Below are 21,009 nucleotides of genomic sequence, written 5' to 3'. Positions count from 1 at the left end.
GTTTCTGATTTCAGGCCAACCAAAACAGACTTTCAGGAGGTGGGAAATGATGCAGCCGTCGCCGTGCATATCCAATGAAGCAGAGGAGGAGATCAGCCGCCACCCGTGCTACAGCGAGGAGGCCCACCGGTATTATGCCAGAATGCATATCCCGGTTGCTCCCGCCTGCAACATCCAGTGCAACTACTGCAACCGCAAATTTGACTGTGTAAATGAGAGCAGGCCGGGTGTTGTAAGCGAAGTGCTGACACCGGATCAGGCGGAGCGCAAGGTAAAGGGCGTGGCCGCCCAGCTCATGCAGCTTTCGGTGGTCGGCATTGCCGGTCCCGGTGATCCGCTGGCCAATCCGGAGCAGACCTTCGATACCTTTGCCCGGGTGAAAAAGCATGTGCCTGATGTAGCCCTATGCCTGAGCACGAATGGTCTTACGCTTTACCGGCATGTGGATGAAATCCTTGAGCTGGGTATCCGCCATGTCACAATTACGATCAATGCGATTGATCCAGAGGTCGGCCGGGAAATTTATCCCTGGGTGTACGATGAGGGGATCCGGTATGAAGGACGGGAAGCGGCGGAGCTGCTCATCGGGCGTCAGCTGCAAGGCCTGGAGATGCTGGCGAAGCTGGGGATTCTCGTCAAAGTCAATTCCATTATGATTCCGGGGGTCAACGATCATCATCTTCCTGCCGTGTCCAAAAGAGTAAAAGAGCTCGGGGCCACGCTGCACAATGTAACTCCGCTGATAATCGCACCGGGGAGCCAGTATGAAGCGGAGGGCCGCAAAGCCCCCCGTCCGAAGGAACTGCACAATCTGCAGGAGCTGCTGGGGCGTGACGGGATGAAGGTGATGCGCCACTGCCGGCAGTGCCGGGCGGATGCGATCGGGCTGCTGGGCCAGGACCGCAACGGGGACTTTCCGCTTGAGGCCATGGAGGCTGATCCGATCATCAACACGGAAGCGAGGGCGCTTTTCCAGAGTGATCTGGATTCCAAAATCCGTGAACGGGCCAGTGCAAGACGGGCAAGAACCAAAGGCCAGTGGGACAGCGCGCACAAAACAAGACTCGCAGTGGCTACCCGGGGCGGCGACAAGGTTAACCAGCATTTCGGGCATGCGACAGAGTTCCTGATTTATGATACCGACGGTACAGAGGTGAAGCTGATCGGTGTCCGCAAGATTCAGGCGTACTGCCATGGCACAGCCGACTGCAACGGCGACAAAGCCGGAACACTGCAGGAAATTATCTCTATTGTAAGCGACTGCCGCATTCTGCTCTGCTCCGGAATCGGTGACGGCCCGCGGGCCAGCCTGAACAAAGCCGGAGTGCTGCCCTTAGTCCGCAAAGGCGGAATACAGGAGGCGATTCTCGAAAGCGTCAAGTACAGCTCTTATTTTGAAAATACAAACATTTCGAAGGGATGATGAACAATGAGACAAATAGCTTTTTACGGTAAAGGCGGTATCGGTAAATCCACGACTTCGCAAAACACCCTGGCTCAGTTAGCGACGAAGTTCGGACAGCGCATTATGATCGTCGGCTGTGACCCGAAAGCGGACTCCACCCGGCTCATTCTGAACACCAAAGCGCAGCAGACGGTACTGCATCTGGCGGCTGAGCTGGGTTCGGTAGAGGATCTGGAGCTGGATGATGTGCTGCAGACAGGCTTCGGCGACATTATCAACGTAGAGTGCGGCGGACCTGAACCGGGTGTCGGCTGCGCAGGCCGCGGGATCATTACAGCCATCAACTTCCTGGAGCAGGAAGGCGCTTATAGTGACCTGGACTTTGTATCTTACGATGTACTGGGTGACGTGGTCTGCGGCGGGTTCGCCATGCCGATCCGCGAGAACAAGGCCCAGGAGATCTACATTGTCTGCTCCGGCGAGATGATGGCGATGTACGCAGCCAATAATATCGCCCGCGGGATTCTGAAGTATGCGACCAGCGGCGGGGTACGGCTTGGCGGACTGATCTGCAACAGCCGGAACACGGACCGCGAAGATGAACTGATCACAGAGCTGGCCCGCCGCCTGAATACGCAGATGATTCACTTTGTGCCGCGCGACAATGTTGTCCAGCATGCCGAGCTGCGCAGAATGACGGTTGCCCAGTATAACCCTGAGCATAAACAGGCGAAGGAATACGAAATTTTGGCCGAGAAAATCCTCAACAACAAAATGCTGACCATTCCTACCCCGATCTCCATGGAGGAGCTGGAAGAGCTGCTGATGGAATTCGGAATCATCGAGGACGAAGAAGCTGCGATCAAGAAGCTGCAGGCTTCCGGACAATAAGCTTAAAGAAGGAGGGTCAACCCAATGGGACTGGATATCGAGGCAAATAAAAAGCTGGTAGAAGAGGTGCTGGAAGCCTATCCCCAAAAGGCGCGGAAAGACCGCCAGAAGCATTACCAGATCAATACTGAAGAATCGCAATCCTGCGGCACCTGTGCCCTGAAGTCCAATATCAAATCCCGTCCCGGCGTCATGACACCGCGCGGCTGCTCCTATGCAGGCTCCAAAGGCGTGGTCTGGGGCCCGATCAAGGATATGGTTCACATCAGCCACGGCCCGATCGGCTGCGGCCAGTACAGCTGGGGCACGCGCCGCAACTATGCGAACGGGACACTGGGGATTGATAATTTTACCGCGATGCAGATTACAAGTGATTTTCAGGAGACGGATATCGTCTTTGGCGGTGATAAGAAGCTGGAAGTCATTATGCGCGAGATTACGGAAATGTTCCCGCTGGCCAAAGGGATCTCGGTTCAATCGGAGTGCCCGGTCGGCCTGATCGGCGATGATATTGAAGCAGTCTCCAAAAAAATGGCGAAGGAGCTGGAAATGCCGGTGGTGCCGGTCCGCTGCGAAGGCTTCCGCGGTGTCAGCCAGTCGCTTGGGCACCATATCGCCAATGATGCAATCCGTGATTTTGTGCTCGGCAAAGCGGACCTGGCGGAAACGGGACCCTATGATGTCAATATTATCGGTGACTACAACATCGGCGGTGATGCATGGGCTTCACGTATCCTGCTGGAAGAAATGGGTCTGCGGGTCATTGCCCAGTGGTCCGGTGACGGTACCCTGAATGAACTGGAGATCGCCCACAAGGCCAAGCTGAATCTGATTCACTGCCACCGTTCCATGAACTATATGGTGGAGCATATGGAGAAGGCCTACGGAATTCCGTGGATGGAATACAACTTCTTCGGCCCTTCCAAAACCTATGAGAGCCTGCGGGCCATTGCCGCATTATTCGATGAGACGATCCAGGAAAATTGCGAGAAGATGATTGCCAAGCATAAGCCGGCCATGGATGCGATTATCCATAAATTCAAACCGCGTCTTGAAAATAAGAAAGTGCTGCTGATGATCGGCGGCCTGCGTTCCCGTCATACCATTGGCGCCTATGAGGATCTGGGCATGGATATCGTCGCCTCGGGTTATGAGTTTGCCCATAAGGATGACTACGAAAAAACCTTCCCGATGATGAAGGAAGGCACGATCATTATGGATGACCCGACCGCTTATGAGCTGGAGGAGCTGGCCCAGAAGATGAATGTCGATCTGGTAGGTTCAGGAGTCAAGGAGAAATACGTGTATCACAAAATGGGTGTCCCGTTCCGCCAGATGCATTCCTGGGATTACAGCGGACCGTATCACGGCTTCGACGGCTTCAAGATTTTTGCCAAGGATATGGATATGACTGTGAACAGTCCGGTCTGGAATCTGATCCGGAAGAAGACGCCGGTCCAAAAAGAGGGGGCGAGCATATGAGCAAGGACAAACTGGATATACCGGACTATAACACGCTGTTCTCGGAGCACCGGTTCGTCGAGCAGCGGCTCAACAAGCAGCAGTTCGAAGCACCCTGCAGTGAGCAGGAGACAGCGGAAGCGCTCGCCTATTCGAAATCTGCAGAGTATATGGAGAAGAATTTCAGCCGCAAAGCGGTGGTTATTAATCCGCATAAGGCCTGCCAGCCGCTGGGCTCGATTATGGCCGCGCTCGGCTTCGAGAAGACACTGCCCTTCGTACACGGCTCCCAAGGCTGCAACTCGTATTTCCGCAGTCATCTAAGCCGCCATTTTAAAGAGCCGACACCGGCAGTTTCCTCATCCATGACGGAAGATGCAGCGGTATTCGGCGGCATGAACAACCTGATTGACGGCCTGGAGAACAGTGTGGCGCTGTACAAACCGGAGATGGTGGCGGTCTGTACGACCTGCATGGCCGAGGTTATCGGTGACGATTTGTCCGCGTTTATCGGCAATGCCCGCCAAAAGGGAGTCATTGCAGAGGACTTCCCGGTAGCCTTCTGCAATACGCCAAGCTTCGTCGGCTCCCATATTACCGGCTATGATTCCATGCTCAAGGGCATTCTGAGCTACTTGTATGAACGTTCCGGTGTTGAGGCGGCTCCGGGCAGGGGTGAAGAAACAGGGGAAAAGCTGAACGTGATGCTCGGCTTCGAGCCCTATACCGGCAACTTTGCCGAGATCCGCAAAATTCTGGATGCTTTTGATACCAAATACACCCTGCTCGGTGATCACAGCGGCAATTATGATTCACCTGCCACAGGTGAATACGAATACTACTACGGCGGCACAAAGCTTGAAGATGTTCCGCTGGCCGCGAAGGCGCTTGGCACATTATCCCTGCAGAAATACACGCTGAGAAAAACCCAAGAGTACATCAGCGGAACCTGGAAACAGCAGATTTCTGCCCTATCTGCGCCGCTTGGAATCACAGGTACCGACAAGCTGCTGGAGGCAATCAGTGAGCTGACAGGACTTCCGGTTCCGGCATCGCTGACAGAAGAACGGGGCCGGGTGGTCGATGCCCTTACAGACAGCCATCCGTACATTCACGGCAAACGGGTTGCGCTTGTCGGCGATCCTGACCTGCTCATTGGCCTGATCGGCTTCTGCCTGGAGACCGGCATGGAGCCGGTGCATATTGTCTGCTCCAACGGTGATGTGGATTTTGACGGTGTGAAATTCAAAGAGGAAGCGGAGGCGCTTCTGTCAGCCAGCCCTTACGGCTCAGAGGCGGCCGTCTATGTGGGGAACGACCTGTGGCATATGCGCTCCCTGCTGCTGAACGACCCTGTGGATCTGGCCATCGGCAGCTCCCACCTGAAGTTTGCCGCCAAAGATGCGGGTGTTCCGCTGATCCGGGTAGGCTTTCCGATCTTTGACCGCCATCACATGCACCGACATCCGATTATCGGGTATCAGGGAGCGCTGAATTTAATCGGGCTGATTGTAAATACGGTTCTGGATGAGCTGGACCGCAATAACTCCGGCTTCAATTATGATCTGGTAAGGTAAAACGTATAGTCTGATTAGACAAAGTGTTCGATGAAAATAGTGATGAAAATTACTGAAAAAATGCAAAGTGATAATTTATCCTAAATATAGTTTTATTTGTATATCTGGCATCCACCTTTTGCGAAGGAGATGAAGAGCCGATGGATCCTGTTCGGAAAGAGGAATTTGATTCCGGAGCCTGCGGCAGCCTGGCCCCCAAAACCAAGGCCTGTCCGCGGCCCAAGCCGGGAGAAGCGGCTGGAGGCTGCTCCTTCGACGGCGCGCAGATTACACTGCTGCCGATCATGGATGCTGCGCATCTGGTCCATGGGCCGATAGCCTGCGCAGGGAACAGCTGGGAGAGCAGAGGCGCTCTTTCGAGCGGCCCCTCCCTGTCGCAGTACGGCTTCGCTACGGATCTGAATGATTCCGATATTATTTTTGGCGGAGAGAAGAAACTGAAGGAGAGTATCGACTATATTGCCGGGCGCTTTGCGCCTCCGGCAATATTTGTATATTCAACCTGTGTGACTGCACTCATTGGCGAGGATATGGATGCTGTGTGCAAGGAGGCGGCAGACCGCCTGGGCATTCCTGTAGTCCCTGTGAACAGCCCGGGCTTCGTCGGCAGCAAAAATCTCGGCAACCGGCTGGCAGGCGACGCCCTGCTGCAGTATGTGATCGGGACAGGAGAACCCGAACCGGAAATGCAGCCTGGCGTGAACCTGATCGGCGAATACAACATCGCCGGCGAAATGTGGGATATTGAGAAGCTGATGAACAGCGCAGGGATCGCTGTGACTTCACGCATCACCGGCGATGCCAGATATAAGGAAATTGCCTGGGCGCACCGGGCCAGGGTGAACATGGTCGTCTGCAGCCGGGCGCTGCTGGGACTCGCTAGGGAGATGGAGTCAAGATACGGAATTCCGTATTTCGAAGGCTCCTTCTACGGGGCGAAGGAGACAACTTATTCGCTGCGCCAGATGGCTTATCTGATGAATGACAGGGACATGGAGCGCCGGGTGGACCGGCTCACCGAGCGGGAGGAGAACCGTCTGGCCCAGGACCTGCGGCCTTACCGCAAGCTGCTTAAAGGCAAAAAGGCTGTGCTGTATACCGGCGGTGTTAAAAGCTGGTCGGTAATCTCCGCGCTCAAGGAGCTTGGGGTACAGGTGGTCGGCGTCGGCACAAATAAAAGCACGGAGGATGATGTGCGCCGGATTGCAGACCGGGTAGGCGATGACACGGAGTATATCCCGGAAGGCGGGGCCAGCCGGATTCTGAAGACGGTAAAGGAACGTAAGGCTGATATCATGATCGCCGGCGGGCGCAATATGTATGTGGCCATGAAGGAGCAGATCCCGTTCATCGACATCAACCAGGAGCGGCATAAAGCCTATGCCGGCTATGAGGGCCTGCTGCGGCTGGCCAAGGAGCTTACGTACTCCCTGGCGAATCCGGTCTGGAAGCTGGCGGCAAGCCCTGCTCCATGGGATAGGGAGGCACCGCCGTATGACCGTTAACAGAAGGAAGAAGCCGGCTGCGGTTAATCCGGTCAAGATTGGCCAGTCGCTCGGCGCAGTACTGGCGCTGCAGGGCTGCTACCGGGCTATGCCGCTGATCCACGGCTCACAGGGCTGCTCCGCTTTTCCCAAGGCGCTGCTGACCCGGCATTTCCGGGAGCCGATTGCCGTACAGACCTCGGCGCTGCAGGAGATGGATGTGATTTTCGATGCGAACCGCAATCTGGAAGAGGCGCTGAACATCGTGCTGAGCAAGCACCGCCCCGATATTATCGGGATTGTCGGCACAGAGCTTACCGACGTCGCCGGAGTGGATTACCAGACCATGCTCAAGACCTACAAGCGGGAGCGGAATATGCGCGGCGGACTGGCTTTTGCTGTCGTGCTGCCGGACTTCAGAGGTTCGCTGGAGTCGGGATTCAGCAGCGCGGTGGAGGCAATGATTGATGAATTGATCCAGCAGGTGGGACACCGGGGTTCAAGAAACGTGAACACCCGGCAGATCACACTGCTTCCGGGTTCATTTCTCACCCCGGCAGACGTGATGGAGCTCAAGGAGATGATCTCTTCCTTCGGGTTCGATGTCATCTCAGTGCCGGATATCTCCACTTCTCTCTCCGGACATCTGCTGACAGGCTTCTCCCCGCTGACCAGAGGCGGGGTACCGCTGGATTCCATGCTGCAGAGCCTGCAATCCGGACTGACCATTGCCGTAGGGGGCAGCATGGAACGACCGGCGAGAAGGCTGCATAATGCGCTTGGCACGCCATACAAGGTGTTCAGCGGAGCCATGGGACTTAAGGCCACTGATGAGCTGCTGCATTTTCTGCATCAGATCAGCGGAGAACCGGTTCCGCTCCGTTACTGCTGGCAGCGGGAGAATCTGCTTGATGGCATGCTGGACGCGCATTTCCAGTTCGCCGGCATATCGGCGGTGGCAGCGCTGGAGCCGGATCACCTCTATTCGGTATCCGGGTGGCTGGAGGAGCTCGGCGTGGAGCAGAAGGCGCTCATAGCTTCCTATGAGACACCGCTCGTTGCCGGAATGGAACGCGAGGTGTGGATCGGGGATCTGGATGATGCCGAAGTGCTGGGCAAAGGTGCAGATCTGTGGATCAGCAGCTCGCATGGCATTGCCGGAGCCGGCCGGATTGAAGCTGCCTTTATGCCGGCCGGATTTCCGGTCTGGAGCGAGCTTGGCGCTTATATGTCAGTCTCGGTCGGCTACAGGGGAGCGATGGAATGGAGCAACAAGGCAGGCAATCTCTTAATGCGAAGGGAGGCGGAGCGCCGTGAAAGTAGCGTTCGCCACAGATGATGGAAGCCGGGTGAATGCCCATTTCGGACAGAGCCCGATGTTCGCTGTCTATAATGTTACGAAGAACGGCGGGGAATTCCTGGAGCTGCGCCGGCTGCCGGTAGTACTCAATCAGGACGAAGCGGGCAAAATAGACAGCCGCCTTGAAGCAGTCAGTGACTGCACACTGCTGTTCATCATGCAGATTGGCGCTTCAGCGGCTGCGCGGGTGACACGGCGCAAGATTATGCCGGTCAAGGTGCCGCATGGCAGTCCGATAGAGGAGCAGGTGAAGCGGCTCGCCGAAATGCTGCAGGGCAAGCCGCCGATGTGGCTGGCTAAGGTACTGCGGGCTGAGGCGGATGACATACGCGAAGGGGAGGATGCAGATGGAACCCATGGCTAAAGAAGCCGCGGCTTTTGGGGAGACGGTTGTCCGTGAAGTCCGTGCGCTGAAGAACCGCAGACGGGGAACCCCACGGGAAGTGGATCCTGAGACGGCGGATGCATTTGTCCGCCGTTTGTGCAGCCTTCTGGATGCCGGGGATTACTTCGGAAGATTATCATCTTTAACGCCGCAGGGCAAAATCGCGCAGCAGTTTCTGGCTTCCATTGCAGACCGGGAGCAGTCTGATTTCAATTGCGCGGTCTCGCCGAAGGTCCGTCAGCAGGTTCCGCTGGTCTTTCAGGCGGCAGCGGGAGTCATGGAGGAAAAAAGCGGGGCGTTGGTTCAGAGCACAGCGGAGATTAACGGTGAGGGTTTTGGCCGGGGACTGCTGTACAGCGGGCGTGTCATTCTGGTTCTGAAGAGCCTGCGCGCCGGCTTTCCTTTCCCGTTCACCTCGGAAGAGAAGCTGATCCGTTACGGGGTGGAATGCATTGAGGAGGGCCTATGCTTTTTGAATAAATACAAGGAGGTCACGGCCCTTCACGGTTTGTTAAGCCTGGAAGGCTAGGGACGAAAATTAATTATCAGTCACAGGGGTGAGGGCCGGATGGAGCAGCTTGCCGCAGATTTGGAGAGCATGCGGTATGCCCGGCAGCTGAAGCTGCTGGGTGAACAGGGACAGCGTGCGCTGAAGGATGCTGCAGTGATGGTGGCGGGAATCGGCGGCTTGGGGGGGACAGCGGCACTGTATCTGGCGGCGGCCGGAGTGGGTAAGCTGATTCTTGCCCATGAGGGAGTCATTGCGGAGCCGGATCTCAACCGCCAGATTCTGATGGACAGCGGGCATCTGGGCATGGAAAGAATGAGCACAGCCATAGCCCATCTGCAGCGCCTGAATCCGCATGTGGAGATCGAAGGCTACAATGCACGGGTTGAATATCCCGCGGCAAAGCCGTGGGTGGAAGAGGCGGATATAGTCATCGACGCCCGTTATGATTTTCCGGAACGGTATGCCTTGAACCGGCTGTGTGTGGATACCGGAACACCTATGGTAGAGGCTGCGATGTACGGGTTCGAAGTATCGCTCACGACGATGATTCCAGGTGTAACGCCATGTCTTGAATGTCTGTACCCGGATCTGCAGCCGCAGTGGGAGCCGCTGGGCTTTCCGGTGCTGGGGGCAACCTCGGGAATTGCCGGTTGTCTGGCCGCATTGGAGGCCGTAAAATGGATTACAGGGGTAGGGACAACTTATGCGGGCGTAATGCATCGCTTCAGCTCACTCGACTTCGCCTGTTACAGCGTCACTATTACCCGTAATCCGGGCTGCGCTTGCTGCGGAGAAGGAGGTACACCGTGAAAAGTCTCAAGTTATGTGACACGACACTGAGGGACGGGGAACAGGCGGCTGGAGTATCATTCACGCGGGCGGAAAAGCTGGAAATCGCAAAGTTGCTGTCGGAGTGCGGAGTAGAACAGGCAGAGGTAGGCATTCCTGCAATGGGCAAGCGGGAGCAGGAGGATATCGCGGCCATAGCGGAGCTGGGGCTTCCGATGAAGCTGATGACCTGGAACCGCTCGGTGGCCGGGGATATCGACAAGGCCCGGAGCACCGGGGTGAACTGGTGCCATGTCTCCATTCCGGTTTCGGAGATTCAGCTGCACGGCAAGCTCGGGCTGACACCGGCCGAAGGGCTGAACAAGCTGCTGCGTGCAGCGGAATACGGCCTGCGGCAGGGCATGACGGTGTCGGCCGGTCTGGAGGATTCCTCCAGGGCGGATATGGGGTTTCTGATTGAGACCGTGAATACCCTGCACCGTGAAGGGATCACAAGGTTCCGGTATGCGGATACGGTGTCCGCCCATCATCCGGGACAAATGGCAGAGCGTGTGGGCATGCTGCTGGGCAACGTGCCCTCTGATGTGGAGCTGGAGGTGCACTGCCACAATGATTTCGGGCTGGCCACGGCCAACACGCTGAGCGGCATTGCAGCCGGGGCAGTCTGGGCCAGTACTACGGTGGCCGGTATAGGTGAACGGACCGGCAACGCGGCCATGGAGGAAGTTGCCATGGCCTGGCGCTTTTTATACGGCGGCGAATGCGGTGTAAGGCTGGACCGGCTGAAGCTTTTGGCTGACAAGGTCCTTGCCGCTTCGGGCCGCAGTGTCGGCGACGCCAAGGCGATTGTCGGCGAGCTGGCGTTTACCCATGAGTCGGGCATTCATGTGGACGGGCTGATAAAGGAGAAGTCGACCTACCAGACTTTTGACCCGGCAGAGCTGGGCCGGGCCCACCGTTTTGTGCTCGGGAAGCATTCCGGCTCCGGCGGTGTGACCCATGTCCTGGAGCAGCGGGGGCTGACGATCACCGAGGAGACGGCGGCACGGCTGCTGGAGAAGGTGCGGGAATATGCGGAAGCCAGTAAGGGCCATGTACCGGAGTATATGCTGGTGCAGTGGCTGATGGAAGAGCAGCAGCGGACCCATAATATGATGTGGGGCTAGAATATATCAAATGGATGCAATGTATCGTTGCCGGTGCAAGCAGCAGACTATTCCCGTGAGGGCAGTTGCTGCTTGCTTTTTTTGCGGGAAATGCAGTTCTTACGGCAGCCTGTCTTGCATCCCCGGTAACAAGCCTCTACAATCTTTTGAAGGAAACCATAAACAAGAGAGACTAAGGAGAACAGCTGACCATGACTGTAAAAACGATCTTTTTTGACATTGACGGCACCATTTACGATGAAGACAAGCAAATTCCTTCTTCCACGCGGGAAGCCATTGCGGAACTGAAGAGACGGGGCCACAATGTGGCAATTGCCACCGGAAGAGCACCCTATATGTTCAAGGAGCTGCGTGAAGAGCTGGGGATTGATTCCTATGTATCGCTTAACGGACAGTATGTGGTGTTTGAGGGGAAAGTGGTGTACAGCAATGCGCTGGATACGGAGCTGCTGAAGGAGCTGACCCTGTTTGCAGAGAAGCATGACCATCCGGTAGGTTATATCGATGATGTTGACATGAAAGTAAGCGTTGCGGAGCATGAGTATATCACTACGAGCATCGGAACGCTAAAGCTGGCTTTTCCGACGCATGATGCGGAGTATTTTTTGCAGAATCCGATTTATCAGGCACTGGTCTTCTGCCAGCCGGAGAGCCAGGAGATGTATGCTGCAGCGTATCCCGCCTTTAATTTCGTCCGCTGGCACCCGCTTTGTATGGATGTGCTGCCGGGGAACGGCTCCAAGGCGGAGGGGATCGCTGAAATGATGAAGGCGCTCGGGGTGCAGAAGGAGGATATCTATGCCTTTGGGGACGGTCTGAATGATCTGGAAATGCTGAGCTTTGTCGGCCACGGGATTGCGATGGGCAATGCGGAGGAGGAAGCCAAGGCAGCCGCCCGTTATGTAACAAAACATGTGAGCGAGGACGGGATTCTGGAAGGGCTGAAAATGGTGGGGCTGCTGTAGCCCGGCGGGCTTGAGGCGTGCAACCTTCCCCCGGCCGTTACGTCAATAGGATGAACAGCAGGATACTTGAGGAAGCGGGGGAAGGCGATGTACCGGAGGAATATACTGCTTCTGCTAATATGCTTATTGATGCTTACCGGCTGCGGCCATTCGGATGAGGCTGGCGGGGCCAGGGCAGGAATACTTACGGCTGAGGAGATTGTTGCTGCTTTTGAAGGCCGGGGGCTGGAGGTGACGCAGGCGGATGTGCGGCCGCAGAGTATTTTTCAGAGGGAGCTGAACGGACAGGAGCCGCTGGTGTTTCTTTTGAATGGCGACGAGATATCCCTCTACCCGTTCCCTTCGGCTGAAGAGCGAGAAGCGGGTATGGAGGATTTTGAACAGCACACCAGGACGGCGGATCCCGTTCCGTACAAGGTTTATCAGGAGGGTTCGCTGCTGCTGTATTACGTTCAGGATTTCGGCCAGGCTGTAGAGCAGGAGCTGGATGCCAAGATTAAAGGGGCGGTTGCAGACCTTCTCCTGCTGGCGGATCCGGAGGCTTAAATCACAAAGATGATGTCATGTTTTAACCGGATTTTTGTTATTGGTCTTAAGTTCTGTGGTTAAGATATATTAATATGTCTGCAAAAAAACAGAACAGGAACCGAAGTGGAGGGAAGGCCAGTGAACCCCAAATGGTGGAAGGAAAGTGTGGCTTACCAGATTTACCCGATCAGCTTCATGGACAGTAACGGCGACGGTATTGGCGATCTGCGCGGCATCATATCCAAGCTCGATTATCTGAAGGATCTCGGTGTCGATGTCATCTGGGTCTGTCCGATTTATAAATCGCCGAACCATGATAACGGTTATGATATCAGTGATTACTGCGACATAATGAAGGAATTCGGGACGATGGCGGATTTTGACGTGATGCTCCGGGAGATGCATTTGCGAGGGATGAAGCTGATGATGGATCTCGTGCTGAATCATACCTCCCATGAGCACCCCTGGTTCATTGAATCAAGGAGCTCGAAGGACAATCCCAAACGCGACTATTATATATGGAAAAAAGCCAAAAACGGCGGGCCCCCGAACAACTGGGAATCCTATTTCAGCGGCTCGGTCTGGGAGCTGGACCCGGCAACGGATGAATATTATTTGCATCTGTACTCCAAATACCAGCCTGATTTGAACTGGGAGAATCCCGTTGTGATTGAAAAGCTGCATGATATGGTGGAGTGGTGGCTGAAAAAAGGCGTCGACGGTTTCCGGTTTGATGCCATTTCCCACATTGTGAAAGAGGAAGGGTTTCCGGATGCGCATAACCCCGAAGGAACTGCGACCGTCCGCGCGTATGAGAAGTTCTCCAACCTGGCGGATGTCCATACCCTGCTGCAGAATCTGAACGATAAGGTGCTGTACTTCTACGATATTATGACAGTCGGCGAAACCTCGGGCCTCGGGCCGGAGCAGGCGCTGGATTATGTCGGTGACGGTCGCCGCGAGCTGAATATGACCTTCCAGTTCGAGCATATGAATATCGATTGTGCGGCACCGGGCGCGGGAAGATGGGATACGGTCGCATGGAGTCTGCTTGAGCTCAAAAAAATCATCAGCAACTGGCAGACCGTCCTGCATAACAAAGGCTGGAACGCCAACTATCTGTGCAACCATGACCAGCCCCGGTCGGTTTCGCGGTTCGGCAATGATCTGTACTACCGTGTTCCTTCGGCCAAAATGCTGGCGACCTTCATTCATATGCTCGAGGGAACGCCCTATATTTATCAGGGTGAGGAAATCGGGATGACGAATGTCTCCTTTGAGTCCATCGATGACTACCGGGACGTCGAAACGCTGAATTATTATGAGGAAAAGCGCAACCAGGGGCTTCCCGAAGCCCAGATCATGTCCAATATCCATAAAAAAAGCCGGGACAACGCCCGCACCCCGATGCAGTGGGATGACAGCGAGAATGGCGGCTTCACCACAGGTGTGCCGTGGATCCGGGTGAATTCCAATTCGCAGGAGATCAATGTGGCGAATGCGCTTAAGGATCCCGATTCCATCTATCATTATTATAAGAAGCTGATTGCGCTGAGAAAGACGCATAAGGTGATTGTATATGGTGAATACAGCCTGCTGCTGGAGGACCATCCGGAGATTTACGCCTATACCCGGACGCTGGAGGATGAGCGGCTGCTCGTGATCCTTAATTTCTTTGAGCATGAGCCGGTCTTTGAACTGCCTGAAGGCTTCGATGCCGGAAAGCAGGAGCTGCTGATCTCCAACTATCCGCCAGCCAAAGAGGATGATCTCCGGAATCTGAAGCTCCGCCCGTATGAAGCCAGAGTCTATCTGCAGCGCCAAATTTAATAAATCAGTTGGATGACAAGAGTTGCCACGGCGCGGGAAGTATGGCGAAATGGCAACTTTTGTTTCAGATCACTGCAAAAGACGGTACAATGGCTTTACATTGTCATACATAGAGAGAGTTTGCAGGAGTCTGACTGCGGGAGGAGACGGGGAAGATGAGCGAATGGTATGAGAAGAGCTTCGGAGAGGATTATCTGATCGTATACAGGCACAGGGATTTCAGCGGGGCGAGGCACGAGGTGGAGAAGATGATAGGCTGGCTTGGCCTGCCGGAAGGCTCCAGGGTGCTGGATCTCTGCTGCGGCATGGGCCGCCATTCGCTGGCATTGGCTGAAGCAGGTTACAAGGTTACCGGTGTGGATCTCTCAGAGACGCTTCTGGCAGAGGCGCGTTCCCAGAAAGGCGCGGAGGCGGTGACCTGGATGCGTTCCGATATGCGGGAGCTGCCGCTTGCGGGCGGCTTCGATGCCGTGGTTAATCTGTTCACTTCCTTTGGCTACTTTGAGAAGGATGAGGAGCAGGTCAAAGTGCTGCGGGAAATTCAGCGGATGCTGAGACCGGGCGGTAAATTCATTATTGATTTTCTGAATCCCGAGCATGTCATCCGCCATCTGGTGCCCCATTCCGTCCGCGAGGAGCACGGGGTGCTGATTGATGAGACCCGCCGGATTGAAGACGGATATGTCAAAAAGGATATTGTGCTAACCACAGGGCCTGAAGGGGAGCCGCGCCGCTATCATGAACGGGTAAAGCTTTACACACGGGAGCAGTTCAGCGAGATGATTGCCGCGGCCGGGCTGCAGCTGGATGAGGTGCACGGAAGCTATGATGAGGAGAAGTATGTTCCGGAGCACTCGGCAAGGATGATTTTCAGGGGAGTGCGGCCTTAGATGGTATCAGGAAAAAGACTCAGAGAAGGCGGCGATAGCTCCATGCAGCAGGCGGAGATGACATCATGGGAGGGCGGCATTCTGCAGGTATCGGTGCCGATGGACCCTCCTCTGCGTCAGGTGAACAGCTATATCCTGACCGGGCCGGACGGCCGAATTACGGTCGTTGATCCGGGCCCGCACAAGCCGGAGGCAGAGCTTGCCTGGCAGGCCGTGCTGGCAGAGCTGGACCTGACCTGGGATAAGGTCAGGGAGATTGTAGTGACCCATCACCACCCCGACCATTACGGGCTTGCGGGCTGGATGCAGGCCGCAAGCGGCGGGAGGGTGTGGATGACGGAGCGGGCCCATGCCGAGGCCCGGATGAGCTGGGGCACGGGGGCGAGTCTGAACGAGACGCTGCCGCAGCTGTTCCTCCGCCACGGCATGCCGGAGGAGACGGTCCAGGGGGTCAGGGAGCATCTGGAGAGCTTCCTGATCCAGGTTACGCCGCAGCCGGAAGTCAGCTATATCGATACTGCGGCGCCGTTTGTGCTGGGCGGCCGGGCGTGGAGGCCGCTTACGACCGGCGGCCATGCGCCGGGCCATGTGTCTTTGTATGAGGCCGCCAGCGGGCTGATCCTCTGCGGCGATGCTGTGCTGCCGCAGATTTCGCCCAATGTCGGCCTGCAGCCCGGCAGCGATCCGCAGCCGCTGCGGACCTTTATGGAGGGGCTGCGTGAGCTGCGCAGCCTCGGGGTTACCCGTGCGTTCCCGGGGCACCGGGTACCGTTCACGGGCTTTGCGGAGCGGGCGGACAGCCTGCTCCGGCACCATGAGGAGCGGCTGGACACCGTCAGCCGCCTGCTGGAAGGCGGACCGCTGAGCGGGTTCGCCGTGTGCCAGGCGCTGTTCCGCAGCCGCGTGAGCAGCGCGCACCAGATGCGCTTTGCCATGAGCGAAACGCTGGCGCATCTCACTGAGCTGGTCCGCCGGGAGCGGGCGGCGGAGGTGGAGCCCGCAGGGGACGGGATTATCCTGTATGCGGCGCTGAACTGAAGGATCGACCGTTCAGAACGGTAGCTGCTGACCTTAAGCATGATGGGATGTACTAACGTAAAGAAGCCATGCTGCACATGGGGGAGCAGGAGACTGCTGCTTCCCATGTGCGGCATGGCTTTTTAGCTTGATCGTGGTTCTTGGCGTTTAATCCGGCTATTAGTTTGGCTGCTGGTTGCTGTGGTTGGTATATAGGCAGCTTCATTCCGTTCGGGTAACTTTATGGTTACCCGTTACAGGACCGGTTTGATATAGTTGTACTTATAGTTGTACTTCGTACAGTTAAAAGCTCTGTTACTCGCTCGCTCCCAGGTTTAATTGCATTCTCTACAGCTAAATTTCAGCAAAACAGCCTATTTAGAGTAAAAGTGAATATTTAAATGTACGTTCTGCAATTAAACAACAAATTAGTGGTCTGTCTACTCAAAATAAGTGTACAAAATACAGCTAAGTTCCTGGAGCACCGGGCTCCCAGACCCCAATGCTAAATTTATCGCCGTCTATTGCAAGCTCCACGTGTACGCTGCACCGTACTTTCGCCGATCCGCAGGCCACGGCCAGCAACACTAACTTATAGACAATGTTACTCTTCGGACCAACGCTGATTCAACGAACCTACGTCACTCCCCGAGCTACCGCCAGCAACACCAACTTACTAACAATGTTACTCTTCGGACCAACGCTGATTCAACGAACATACGTCACTCCCCGAGCTACCGCCAGCAACACCAACTTACTAACAATGTTACTCTTCGGACCAACGCTGATTCAACGAACATACGTCACTCCCCCAGCTACCGCCAGCAACACCAACTTACTAACAATGTAACTCTTCAGACCAACGCTGATTCAACGAACATACGTCACTCCCCGAGCAACCGCCAGCAAACACTAACTTGCTGACAGTGTAACGCTTCGGACCAACGCTGATTCAACGAACCTACGTCACTCCCCGAGCTACCGCCAGCAACACCAACTTACTAACAGTGTAACGCTTCGGACCAACGCTGATTCAACGAACCTACGTCACTCCCCGAGCTACCGCCAGCAACACCAACTTACTAACAATGTTACTCTTCAGACCAACGCTGATTCAACGAACCTACGTCACTCCCCGAGCTCCGCCAGCAACACCAACTTACTGGCAATGTTACTCTTCGGACCAACGCTGATTCAACGAACCTACGTCACTCCCCGAGCTACCGCCAGCAACACCAACTTACTAACAATGTTACTCTTCGGACCAACACTGACTCAACGAACATACGTCACTCCCCGAGCAACCGCCAGCAAACACTAACTTACTGACAATGTAACTCCTCGGATCAACGCTGATTCAACGAACATACGTCACTCCCCGAGCAACCGCCAGCAAACACTAACTTACTGACCATGCTAATCTTCGGGTCGACGCAAATTCAGCAATCCCGCGAACATTCCTCAAACCGTCGTAGCCTCACCAATCCAGTCTGGCCGCTCAAGTTAACACCGTACGCCTGCATGTCTGTTTTTATTCTATCCTATCCTTACCCTCCAGCTTTCTGGCGGCCTCTTCGGCATCTTCCGGCACGTGTGGCTCACCGAGTTCCTTTTCGCGCTCAGCCTGTTTGCGGTGGGCGATCCGGCTGCTGGCGGCAGCGGCGACTGCGCCGACGATGTCGTCGAGGAAGGTGTGGATTTGTCCGGTTGTTTTGTCGTTCAGCCGCTCGAGTACACCGGGCTTCAGCTTGTCCACATATCCGTAGTTGGTGAAGCCGATACTGCCGTATACATTGACAATGGAAAAGGCCAGAATCTCATCGACTCCATACAGCCCTTCATCATGTTCAATCATATCCTGCAGCGGAGGGAAGAGCTTGCCTTCCTCGGCCAGCACATCAAGCTGGATGCCAGTAAGCACAGCATTCTGGACTTCACGTTTACTCAGTACCATCTCCACGTTATGGATACATTCCTCCATCGTCAGATCCGGATAGTATTTCTGCTGCAGCAGCATGACCAGCTCGGCAATTTCCGCCACAGTTACCCCGCGTATATGCATCCACTGCTTGGTGGCCTCGGCCACTGCCTTGCTGTTAAGGCTGTAGGGAATTTTCTCAATAGTCATCTTCGTCACCCCTAAGGTAGTAGTTTTATTTTGCTAAAATATATTACCCTAATTCGGCACTGGCGGCTTAGGGAACGTGTACAAATAAAGCTAAGTGGAATTTCTCCGTCTAATTCTCTGATAAGCACTGGTAATACAAATTTTATTGGAAAAACTCCACTTAAATGTACTGGAAAAGCCACCAGAGGCCTTTACCTGCCCGAATAACTGGAGGATTTCCAACTAAAGCTCATAAACGATGAAAAAGACCGGATTAGACGGAGGAAATCCAACTAAGCTCTTTAGCTGTAACATTCCCACTGAAGCAGACTCTCTGCACACCTATATGGCAAGGATTCTGCCTTGATTCCTCGCCTGTAAAACACTTACCGCTCTCCGCACAGCCTTTGTCCGAATATTTTGGATAAGCTGTGTTATTTTTTGGACAAAGGGCTCGTATACATAGCAGTACCAACTGACATTAGCTTTTGAAAGGGGTAATGATTAGATGCAACATAAGAAACATAAGAAGCCTATGAAACAAATCCGCGGGTTGTCCGCGGCTTGCCTGCTGGCGGTTCCCCTGACATTGTCCGGCTGCGGCCTGTTCGGCTCGGAATCGGCAGCGGTCGATCCGCCCCCGGGTGAGGTGGAGGCACAAATGCTGGAGTTCAGCGAGAATAACACGCTTGATTCCGGAGTGTTTGCGCCGGTCACAGAAGACAGCACGGAAACTGCGGCCGTAGAGGGTTCCGCTACTGCAGAGGATTCCGCTGCCGTAGACGATTCGGCTGCTGCAGAGGATTCCGCTGCAGCAGCAGATAGCCCTGCCGATACTGAAACAGCAGCGGCGGCTGGCGAACGGACAACAGTCTTCCTGGAGGACGGCAACGGTCTCCTCGCACCCGTATCGCTGAGCCTGCCGGAAGGTGACAAAGTTACGATGCTCAAGGATTCCATCACGGCACTGGTAAGCAAGGGCACCCTGGCCGCAGCCCTGCCTGAAGGCTTCCAGGCGGTGCTTCCTGCCGGAACAGAAGTGAAAAATGTTTCGGTAGACAAGTCAAACTTGGCCGTTGTTGAATTTAACGCCTCTTTTAATGACTACGAGCCCCGGGATGAACGTAAAATCCTCGAAGCCATCACCTGGACGCTGACCGGCCAGGAAGGCATTGAAGGCGTCCAGCTCTGGGTGGACGGCAAAAAGCTGACCGAGATGCCGCTGCAGGGCATTCCGCTGGACCGTCCGCTGTCACGCACCATGGGCATCAATTTGCCGAAGCACGGGCCGATGCTGATGAACTCAAGCGCGGTAACGGTTTATTTTTCCGCACAGGCGCCTGACGGTATTCATCAGTATTATGTTCCGGTTACACGATTTGTACCCGCAGGGGAAGAACCTGTGAAGGCAGCGCTGAATGAGCTGATCGCCGGACCTGATTCCAATAACGGTCTTGAAATGGTTATGACCCAGGGAACGGTACTGGATTCCATCGAAGCGGGGCAGAACGGTGTAGTCACTGTATCGCTTAAGGACGATATGTTTGCAGACGGCCAAAATGTGCCTGAGGAGATGCTGGAATCAGTCGTGCTTACGGTGGCCCAGAATGCCGGAGATGCACCGGTTCAGATCCGTCTGAACGGTCTGGATACGGTTACCGGAACGAACAAGGTGGACTACGGCAAGCCGGTATCCGCACCTGAGTATGTCAACGTTCTGCCTTTATAAAATTAAACCGCAGGCTCAAAAAGATGCTTTTGCGTCTTCTCTTTGGTAGAATAAAGCTTGCCAATAAGAAACGGATAATGTCCCGGACCAGGGATGTTATCCGTTTTATGCGGAAATACCGCAATTCTACCCAAGATGCAGGAGGCAAATAATGATGAGATCAAACGGGCGAAACGACGACCAGCTGCGGCCGCTGACTATAACAACCGAGACGAATAAATATGCCGAGGGCTCCGTAATTATTGAAATGGGAGATACCAAGGTCATCTGTACAGCAACAGTAGATGAAAAAGTCCCGCCGTTCCTCAAGGGACAGGGAAAAGGCTGGGTAACCGCCGAATATTCGATGCTTCCCCGGGCCACGCAGACACGCAACCAGCGTGAAGCCGCACGCGGCAAGCTGACCGGACGGACGATGGAAATTCAGCGTCTGATCGGACGGGCACTCCGTTCCGTAGTGAATCTGCAGGCGCTTGGCGAACGCAGCATCACACTGGACTGCGATGTTATTCAGGCGGATGGGGGGACACGGACGGCTTCGATTACCGGTGCTTTTGTAGCTATGGCTTTTGCCATCAACAAAATCGCGCTTCAGCACAAGCTGAGCGTATTCCCGATTACAGACTACCTTGGGGCGATCAGTGTCGGTGTGGTAGGCGACAAAGCACTGCTGGACCTGAATTATGAGGAAGATTCCAAGGCGAAGGTCGATATGAATGTGGTGATGACGGGCAGCGGTGCGTTTGTTGAACTGCAGGGTACCGGGGAGGAACGTCCGTTCACCCGCCAGGAGCTGGACCAGCTGCTGGGTCTTGGAGAGAAGGGGATCTACGAGCTGATCGCCGTGCAAAAGGAAGTGCTGGGCCCGATCGCACTCAAAATTAATTCCGGCTTGCCGGGACAAGAGGTGTAAT

At 55.1% G+C, this 21,009-nt stretch carries 18 protein-coding genes; 17 read left to right on the top strand and 1 reads right to left on the bottom strand.

The window, feature by feature from the left end; genetic code table 11:
* Nucleotides 1–46 precede the first annotated feature (46 nt).
* The 15 genes from nifB (at nt 47) to C2I18_RS06325 (ending at nt 16,280) form a co-directional block, all read left to right on the top strand.
* The gene (gene nifB, locus C2I18_RS06395) at nt 47–1,423 is read left to right on the top strand and encodes a nitrogenase cofactor biosynthesis protein NifB (RefSeq protein WP_249900424.1); all 1,377 of its coding nucleotides are present in this window, start codon (nt 47–49) and stop codon (nt 1,421–1,423) included.
* Nucleotides 1,424–1,429: 6 nt separating this feature from the next.
* The gene (gene nifH, locus C2I18_RS06390; protein ID WP_249900423.1) at nt 1,430–2,296 is read left to right on the top strand and encodes a nitrogenase iron protein; all 867 of its coding nucleotides are present in this window, start codon (nt 1,430–1,432) and stop codon (nt 2,294–2,296) included.
* A 24-nt stretch (nt 2,297–2,320) separates the two neighbouring features.
* Nucleotides 2,321–3,778, top strand: a complete 1,458-nt coding sequence (gene nifD / locus C2I18_RS06385; RefSeq protein ID WP_249900422.1) for a nitrogenase molybdenum-iron protein alpha chain — start codon at nt 2,321–2,323, stop codon at nt 3,776–3,778.
* Nucleotides 3,775–5,334 carry a nitrogenase molybdenum-iron protein subunit beta gene (gene nifK / locus C2I18_RS06380; RefSeq protein WP_249900421.1) on the top strand — a complete coding sequence of 520 codons (1,560 nt, stop codon included), beginning with the start codon at nt 3,775–3,777 and terminating at the stop codon, nt 5,332–5,334. Before nifD ends, nifK begins: the two co-directional genes overlap by 4 nt.
* Nucleotides 5,335–5,474: 140 nt before the next feature.
* The gene (gene nifE / locus C2I18_RS06375) at nt 5,475–6,839 is read left to right on the top strand and encodes a nitrogenase iron-molybdenum cofactor biosynthesis protein NifE (protein WP_249900420.1); all 1,365 of its coding nucleotides are present in this window, start codon (nt 5,475–5,477) and stop codon (nt 6,837–6,839) included.
* A complete protein-coding gene (nifN, locus tag C2I18_RS06370) occupies nt 6,829–8,157 on the top strand; it encodes a nitrogenase iron-molybdenum cofactor biosynthesis protein NifN (protein WP_249900419.1) in 1,329 nt (442 codons plus the stop codon). Before nifE ends, nifN begins: the two co-directional genes overlap by 11 nt.
* The gene (gene nifX / locus C2I18_RS06365) at nt 8,132–8,542 is read left to right on the top strand and encodes a nitrogen fixation protein NifX (RefSeq protein WP_249900418.1); all 411 of its coding nucleotides are present in this window, start codon (nt 8,132–8,134) and stop codon (nt 8,540–8,542) included. Before nifN ends, nifX begins: the two co-directional genes overlap by 26 nt.
* A complete protein-coding gene (locus C2I18_RS06360; protein ID WP_249900417.1) occupies nt 8,535–9,092 on the top strand; it encodes a DUF269 domain-containing protein in 558 nt (185 codons plus the stop codon). Before nifX ends, C2I18_RS06360 begins: the two co-directional genes overlap by 8 nt.
* Before the next feature lie 39 nt (nt 9,093–9,131).
* The gene (locus tag C2I18_RS06355) at nt 9,132–9,884 is read left to right on the top strand and encodes a HesA/MoeB/ThiF family protein (RefSeq protein ID WP_249900416.1); all 753 of its coding nucleotides are present in this window, start codon (nt 9,132–9,134) and stop codon (nt 9,882–9,884) included.
* A complete protein-coding gene (locus C2I18_RS06350; protein ID WP_249900415.1) occupies nt 9,881–11,029 on the top strand; it encodes a homocitrate synthase/isopropylmalate synthase family protein in 1,149 nt (382 codons plus the stop codon). The genes C2I18_RS06355 and C2I18_RS06350 overlap by 4 nt, the downstream gene beginning before the upstream one ends.
* 191 nt (nt 11,030–11,220) lie before the next feature.
* Complete coding sequence (locus C2I18_RS06345) at nt 11,221–11,994, top strand: Cof-type HAD-IIB family hydrolase (RefSeq protein ID WP_249900414.1); 774 nt, start codon at nt 11,221–11,223, stop codon at nt 11,992–11,994.
* A gap of 129 nt (nt 11,995–12,123) precedes the next feature.
* Nucleotides 12,124–12,540, top strand: a complete 417-nt coding sequence (locus C2I18_RS06340; protein WP_249900413.1) for a hypothetical protein — start codon at nt 12,124–12,126, stop codon at nt 12,538–12,540.
* A 120-nt stretch (nt 12,541–12,660) separates the two neighbouring features.
* Nucleotides 12,661–14,352, top strand: coding sequence for a glycoside hydrolase family 13 protein (locus tag C2I18_RS06335; RefSeq protein ID WP_249900412.1), 1,692 nt, complete (start codon nt 12,661–12,663; stop codon nt 14,350–14,352).
* Between the two features lie 155 nt (nt 14,353–14,507).
* Nucleotides 14,508–15,242 (top strand): class I SAM-dependent methyltransferase, encoded by a 735-nt coding sequence (locus C2I18_RS06330; protein WP_249900411.1) that lies wholly within the window; start codon nt 14,508–14,510, stop codon nt 15,240–15,242.
* Nucleotides 15,243–16,280 (top strand): MBL fold metallo-hydrolase, encoded by a 1,038-nt coding sequence (locus C2I18_RS06325; protein WP_249900410.1) that lies wholly within the window; start codon nt 15,243–15,245, stop codon nt 16,278–16,280.
* Nucleotides 16,281–17,790: 1,510 nt separating this feature from the next.
* Here C2I18_RS06325 and C2I18_RS06320 read toward each other — a convergent pair.
* Entirely contained in the window at nt 17,791–18,387 is a 597-nt protein-coding gene (locus tag C2I18_RS06320) for a phosphatidylglycerophosphatase A family protein (protein WP_249900409.1), read from the bottom strand.
* Between the two features lie 487 nt (nt 18,388–18,874).
* Here C2I18_RS06320 and C2I18_RS06315 point away from each other — a divergent pair, with 487 nt between their 5' ends.
* Complete coding sequence (locus tag C2I18_RS06315; protein WP_249900408.1) at nt 18,875–20,095, top strand: GerMN domain-containing protein; 1,221 nt, start codon at nt 18,875–18,877, stop codon at nt 20,093–20,095.
* A gap of 151 nt (nt 20,096–20,246) precedes the next feature.
* Entirely contained in the window at nt 20,247–21,008 is a 762-nt protein-coding gene (rph, locus tag C2I18_RS06310) for a ribonuclease PH (RefSeq protein WP_275100966.1), read from the top strand.
* Nucleotide 21,009: the final 1 nt, after the last annotated feature.

This window comes from Paenibacillus sp. PK3_47, from assembly GCF_023520895.1.
Lineage (GTDB): Bacteria > Bacillota > Bacilli > Paenibacillales > Paenibacillaceae > Paenibacillus_AQ.
The sequence above is the reverse complement of the archived record's forward strand: the minus strand, read 5'-3'. Positions and strand labels throughout refer to the sequence as shown.

What these genes read in the sequence shown, in the direction of transcription:
- nifB (WP_249900424.1), top strand. Translation starts at nt 47, where the DNA reads ATGATGCAGCCGTCGCCGTGCATATCCAATGAAGCAGAGGAGGAGATC.
- nifH (WP_249900423.1), top strand. Translation starts at nt 1,430, where the DNA reads ATGAGACAAATAGCTTTTTACGGTAAAGGCGGTATCGGTAAATCCACG.
- nifD (WP_249900422.1), top strand. Translation starts at nt 2,321, where the DNA reads ATGGGACTGGATATCGAGGCAAATAAAAAGCTGGTAGAAGAGGTGCTG.
- nifK (WP_249900421.1), top strand. Translation starts at nt 3,775, where the DNA reads ATGAGCAAGGACAAACTGGATATACCGGACTATAACACGCTGTTCTCG.
- nifE (WP_249900420.1), top strand. Translation starts at nt 5,475, where the DNA reads ATGGATCCTGTTCGGAAAGAGGAATTTGATTCCGGAGCCTGCGGCAGC.
- nifN (WP_249900419.1), top strand. Translation starts at nt 6,829, where the DNA reads ATGACCGTTAACAGAAGGAAGAAGCCGGCTGCGGTTAATCCGGTCAAG.
- C2I18_RS06360 (WP_249900417.1), top strand. Translation starts at nt 8,535, where the DNA reads ATGGCTAAAGAAGCCGCGGCTTTTGGGGAGACGGTTGTCCGTGAAGTC.
- C2I18_RS06355 (WP_249900416.1), top strand. Translation starts at nt 9,132, where the DNA reads ATGGAGCAGCTTGCCGCAGATTTGGAGAGCATGCGGTATGCCCGGCAG.
- C2I18_RS06345 (WP_249900414.1), top strand. Translation starts at nt 11,221, where the DNA reads ATGACTGTAAAAACGATCTTTTTTGACATTGACGGCACCATTTACGAT.
- C2I18_RS06340 (WP_249900413.1), top strand. Translation starts at nt 12,124, where the DNA reads ATGCTTACCGGCTGCGGCCATTCGGATGAGGCTGGCGGGGCCAGGGCA.
- C2I18_RS06330 (WP_249900411.1), top strand. Translation starts at nt 14,508, where the DNA reads ATGAGCGAATGGTATGAGAAGAGCTTCGGAGAGGATTATCTGATCGTA.
- C2I18_RS06325 (WP_249900410.1), top strand. Translation starts at nt 15,243, where the DNA reads ATGGTATCAGGAAAAAGACTCAGAGAAGGCGGCGATAGCTCCATGCAG.
- C2I18_RS06320 (WP_249900409.1), bottom strand. Translation starts at nt 18,387, where the DNA reads ATGACTATTGAGAAAATTCCCTACAGCCTTAACAGCAAGGCAGTGGCC.
- C2I18_RS06315 (WP_249900408.1), top strand. Translation starts at nt 18,875, where the DNA reads ATGCAACATAAGAAACATAAGAAGCCTATGAAACAAATCCGCGGGTTG.
- rph (WP_275100966.1), top strand. Translation starts at nt 20,247, where the DNA reads ATGATGAGATCAAACGGGCGAAACGACGACCAGCTGCGGCCGCTGACT.